Raw genomic sequence first — 3,661 nt, forward strand, 5'->3', positions numbered from 1 at the left:
CCAGTTCATGCTCGTATTTTTGATTGAGAATAGAAAGATGCTGAACTTTAGAATCTAATTGCTGATTGGTGACTTCAAGATGTTGAACTTTGGCATCTAATTGTTGATTTGATACTTCCAGATGTTGAACTTTAGAATCTAATTGCTGGTTTGATTTTTCTAATTCTTGATTTGATTCTGCCAGAGACTGATGCTGCATTGCCAACTGCCGGGTAAATTCCAGCAGTTGTTCATGGGTCAGTTGGTTTAAGTCAGGCAGTGTATTCATGACCGCAGTATGCCTGAGGTCATGAAGAGAATGAAATAGAACGTTTGGAGGATGGCAGAATAGCCGAGCTTGGTTTAGAGCATCGTGACCACCTGCTGTCGTCCAATGCGCTGCCAAGGCAAACCCTGGATTAATGCCTGTAACTGTTCCGGGTTGAGAGCTACGCTTTCACCCTGGTGAACTTTAGCCCAGTGGAATTTTCCCTGTTCCAAACGCCGGGCACACAGCCAGATGCCCAGTCCATCATGTACCAGCACTTTCATGCGATGGCCACGTTTATTACAGAACAGGTAAGCACAATGCGGTTTAATGTAGCCAAAGGCTCTCACCACCTGAGCCATGACCGTATCCATCCCTGCTCGCATATCCAGAGGTTGGGTAGAAAGCCAGATTTCATCGATACGGATCATGTTGCCAGCACCTTGAGTAATTCTGCCAAGGCAGGTATTTCTGATACTTGCCATTTCAAGCCAATTTCTGCTTTTGAGTGGGGTAAAGTAATTTGAACTTTTAACATGTCAGTAGGAGTAGGATCTAATGGTGCAGAGCAAGATAAGGCAATAAATGCAGGTTTATTCGGTAGTGGTGAGCGATCACTCCCTGGCTTAGCATCAATTAAGCGAATCCATTTGGATACAAGATTTGTATTCAATCCATGTTGCAAAGCGACTGAAGCAATTGAAACGTCCGGTGCTTTACAAGCCTGAACGATCTGCTGTTTAAATTCAGCACTGTATGTTCTTCGTTTTTTCGCAAGAGATGCGATGGATGTCTGATGATTTGTAGTCATAAATTTAAGTCCCCACTTGTTTCTAAGTGGGGACTAAATTAAGGCTTATAGGATGAATTCAGAAGGTGTGTTCAGCGGACGCTTACTAATTTGCTTTAATTTCTCTATTACTCTCTCAAAAAATTCCTTTAATATGAAAAGATTAGAATTTATTTTATTAAGTTTACTTGCAGCCTGCAGTCCAGTTACAGAAAAAATTGAATCAAATATAGTTGTTCCACGTATTCAATATACGGGGGGAGCAGATAATGCAAGTTATAGTGAGGCTAAGCTTATTAGGGAAGGTAAATGCCTATACCTAGAACATGCTGATGGCTCTAAAGTTCTGCCAATTTTTGCTACAAAAACTCTAGATTGGGATACGGAAACTAAGAGCCTAAAAGTAGATTCGGATACTTATTTTTTAGGTGATAAAGCAGCATATGGAGGCGGAGAATCCTATCCTCTAGAAAAAAATAATTATTCTTGGATAACTGAAGTAGATCATAGCTGTGATACCTCAAAAGTTATAGTTATTAATCGACTCATAAGACCAATTGAAGAACTACCAAAATGAAGAATAGCCTATTTTACTGTCTTACATTAGTTCTACTTATAGGATGCCAGCCATTTGAAAAGGATGGATATATTTTTATTAAAAATCAGACTGATTATCCAATTACAGACCTTAAAGTAACTTATATTAGTGCTCAAAAAACTTATAGCTTAGGTACTCTTTATCCTTATTCAGAATATAAATACGCCATCAATTACGAGCGGCACAATGAGGATTCAATAATCTTTTCATATTTAGATAAAAATCATAAAAAGATTAATCAAGAAGTAGCTACGTATGCAGCCAAATATGATAGGAAAAGTTATGAAATAGTTATTCAATAGAATATAAATTACAATTACTAATTGAACGAAAAAACTTCAATTTGAAATTTCAAAAACTTGATTTTCCCACTAAACAACTATCCATTTAACATAGTGGTTGTTATACGAACTATCTTTGTAATGCATATTGCATTACAATATTCTCATGCATTCAATAAATGGGAAAATGATGGCTACTGTTAATTTCAGGGTCGATGAAGCCCTTAAAGAAAAGTCTTATTCCATCCTAAAAGAACAAGGAATTGCACCTACTGAGTTCTTTACTAATATTCTTGAATATATTGCTACGACTGGAAAGCTTCCAGTACAAAAAGCTTTACTCTCAGAGGAAGATGCTGATTTATTAGCTCTTGTTCGCAAACGTGTTAATGATCCTAAAGAGATGTTCGAGGAAGTCACATTAGATGACTTATAAGCTTTTACGTCATAAGGACTTCACTGCAGAATGGGAAAAGCTTCCTAGTGCTATACGAGATCAATTCAAGAAAAAATTAGCTAAGGTAATAGAGCAACCACATATTCCAAAGAATATGCTTAAAGGTGATCTTGCAGGCTGCTATAAAATAAAATTATTAAAAGCTGGTGTCCGACTTGTTTACCAGGTCAAAGATGATCAGGTAGTTATTTTGCTAATTACCGTTGGAAAACGAGCTGATAGCATTGTTTATGATGAAGCAAAAAAGCGGATAAAAGACTAAAAATGGGAGCTGCATGCCCCCATTTTTGGCTTCGTATAACGTGTATTATGTTAATTTTAGAAGATCTATACAATTCTGTACTTTTTCACAATCATAGAAAAAGCAAATAAAATACTTATCCAAAATAAATAATCAATAAAAAAATTGAGAAAAACAAATTGATCCATGCCGATGAAAATAAATAAAGGATTGATACTTATACTTCCGACTGGAGAGGTTTCACCATCTATAAGGAACTGGAGAGGAAATCCCCCAGCTATGACTTTAACTTTTTCAAGCTTATCTACAACTATGCGAGCAACTAATATATTTTTTTGATAAAGCAAAGATACGTAAGTCAAAATAATCGCTAAAAAATTAAAATATAATATTTTTTTCATAACTATTCTTTATCTTTTAAGTTAATTAAAAACAGCCAATAACATAAGCCAGGAAATAGAGCCAGAAAGCTAGCCCATGTATTGGTATACATCTTCCACCAATCTTCAGCAATCTTTCCAGTATGCCCCCATCCTAAAAGAATAAAAAATGGAGTAGCAATAATTAGAGAGGTAATACAGATGGTTAATAAATTAAGACTGTTATAACGATTTAAAAGAATTGAGAATATGTAGCTAAAAGGCACAGTCAAAATACAATAAGCCAAGTAAATAAGACCGTGTCCTACAAGAACTACGAAAATCGAGTATAGGCTGTATTCGTGATTCACTGCGATAAACAGGACTGTTGTTAAAAAAAGTAAAGGTAAAGGAGCAAGTAAGAGTGCTTTTACTATTTGTTCATTTGAGTATTTCACTAATTTAATTCTCTTATCTACTCAATAAATAATAATACTATAACGATTTTATTGGAGGTTTTTTGATTCTATTTAACATAATGGTGGTTATACGAATTGAACGTGTTAGAACCCATTTAAAGTGTCTGTATTCTCACCAATAAAAATGTCTAGTTTATGATGATTTAACCATCATGGACTGGATATGAAATATAGATGCTGATCACTATGTCTGACAAAGAAATTCAACG

7 protein-coding genes and 1 pseudogene are annotated in these 3,661 nt (G+C 35.3%); 3 read left to right on the forward strand and 5 right to left on the reverse strand.

The window, feature by feature from the left end; all coding sequences use genetic code 11:
* The 3 genes and pseudogenes from FTV14_RS15750 to FTV14_RS15760 form a co-directional block, all read right to left on the reverse strand.
* Positions 1 to 268 (reverse strand): annotated as a pseudogene (locus FTV14_RS15750) (IS66 family transposase); the annotation flags it as partial.
* 74 nt (positions 269 to 342) lie between these two features.
* On the reverse strand, positions 343 to 678 hold the full coding sequence (tnpB, locus tag FTV14_RS15755) for an IS66 family insertion sequence element accessory protein TnpB (protein WP_004828548.1): 336 nt from the start codon (positions 676 to 678) through the stop codon (positions 343 to 345).
* A complete protein-coding gene (locus FTV14_RS15760; RefSeq protein WP_004828545.1) occupies positions 675 to 1,058 on the reverse strand; it encodes a transposase in 384 nt (127 codons plus the stop codon). The genes tnpB and FTV14_RS15760 overlap by 4 nt, the downstream gene beginning before the upstream one ends.
* Before the next feature lie 52 nt (positions 1,059 to 1,110).
* Here FTV14_RS15760 and FTV14_RS15765 point away from each other — a divergent pair, with 52 nt between their 5' ends.
* The 3 genes from FTV14_RS15765 (at position 1,111) to FTV14_RS15775 (ending at position 2,635) form a co-directional block, all read left to right on the forward strand.
* Positions 1,111 to 1,614 (forward strand): hypothetical protein, encoded by a 504-nt coding sequence (locus FTV14_RS15765; protein ID WP_257218841.1) that lies wholly within the window; start codon positions 1,111 to 1,113, stop codon positions 1,612 to 1,614.
* A gap of 492 nt (positions 1,615 to 2,106) precedes the next feature.
* Positions 2,107 to 2,352, forward strand: coding sequence for a type II toxin-antitoxin system RelB/DinJ family antitoxin (locus tag FTV14_RS15770; RefSeq protein ID WP_070154357.1), 246 nt, complete (start codon positions 2,107 to 2,109; stop codon positions 2,350 to 2,352).
* Positions 2,342 to 2,635: a type II toxin-antitoxin system RelE/ParE family toxin gene (locus tag FTV14_RS15775; protein ID WP_004733298.1), complete on the forward strand. Its 294-nt coding sequence runs from the start codon at positions 2,342 to 2,344 to the stop codon at positions 2,633 to 2,635. The genes FTV14_RS15770 and FTV14_RS15775 overlap by 11 nt, the downstream gene beginning before the upstream one ends.
* Before the next feature lie 65 nt (positions 2,636 to 2,700).
* Here FTV14_RS15775 and FTV14_RS15780 read toward each other — a convergent pair whose 3' ends face one another.
* On the reverse strand, positions 2,701 to 3,015 hold the full coding sequence (locus tag FTV14_RS15780) for a hypothetical protein (RefSeq protein WP_070155405.1): 315 nt from the start codon (positions 3,013 to 3,015) through the stop codon (positions 2,701 to 2,703).
* Between the two features lie 2 nt (positions 3,016 to 3,017).
* Positions 3,018 to 3,431 carry a hypothetical protein gene (locus FTV14_RS15785; RefSeq protein WP_070155403.1) on the reverse strand — a complete coding sequence of 138 codons (414 nt, stop codon included), beginning with the start codon at positions 3,429 to 3,431 and terminating at the stop codon, positions 3,018 to 3,020.
* Positions 3,432 to 3,661 lie beyond the last annotated feature (230 nt).

Source organism: Acinetobacter sp. YH12236, from assembly GCF_013417645.1.
In the GTDB taxonomy this organism is placed as follows: domain Bacteria; phylum Pseudomonadota; class Gammaproteobacteria; order Pseudomonadales; family Moraxellaceae; genus Acinetobacter.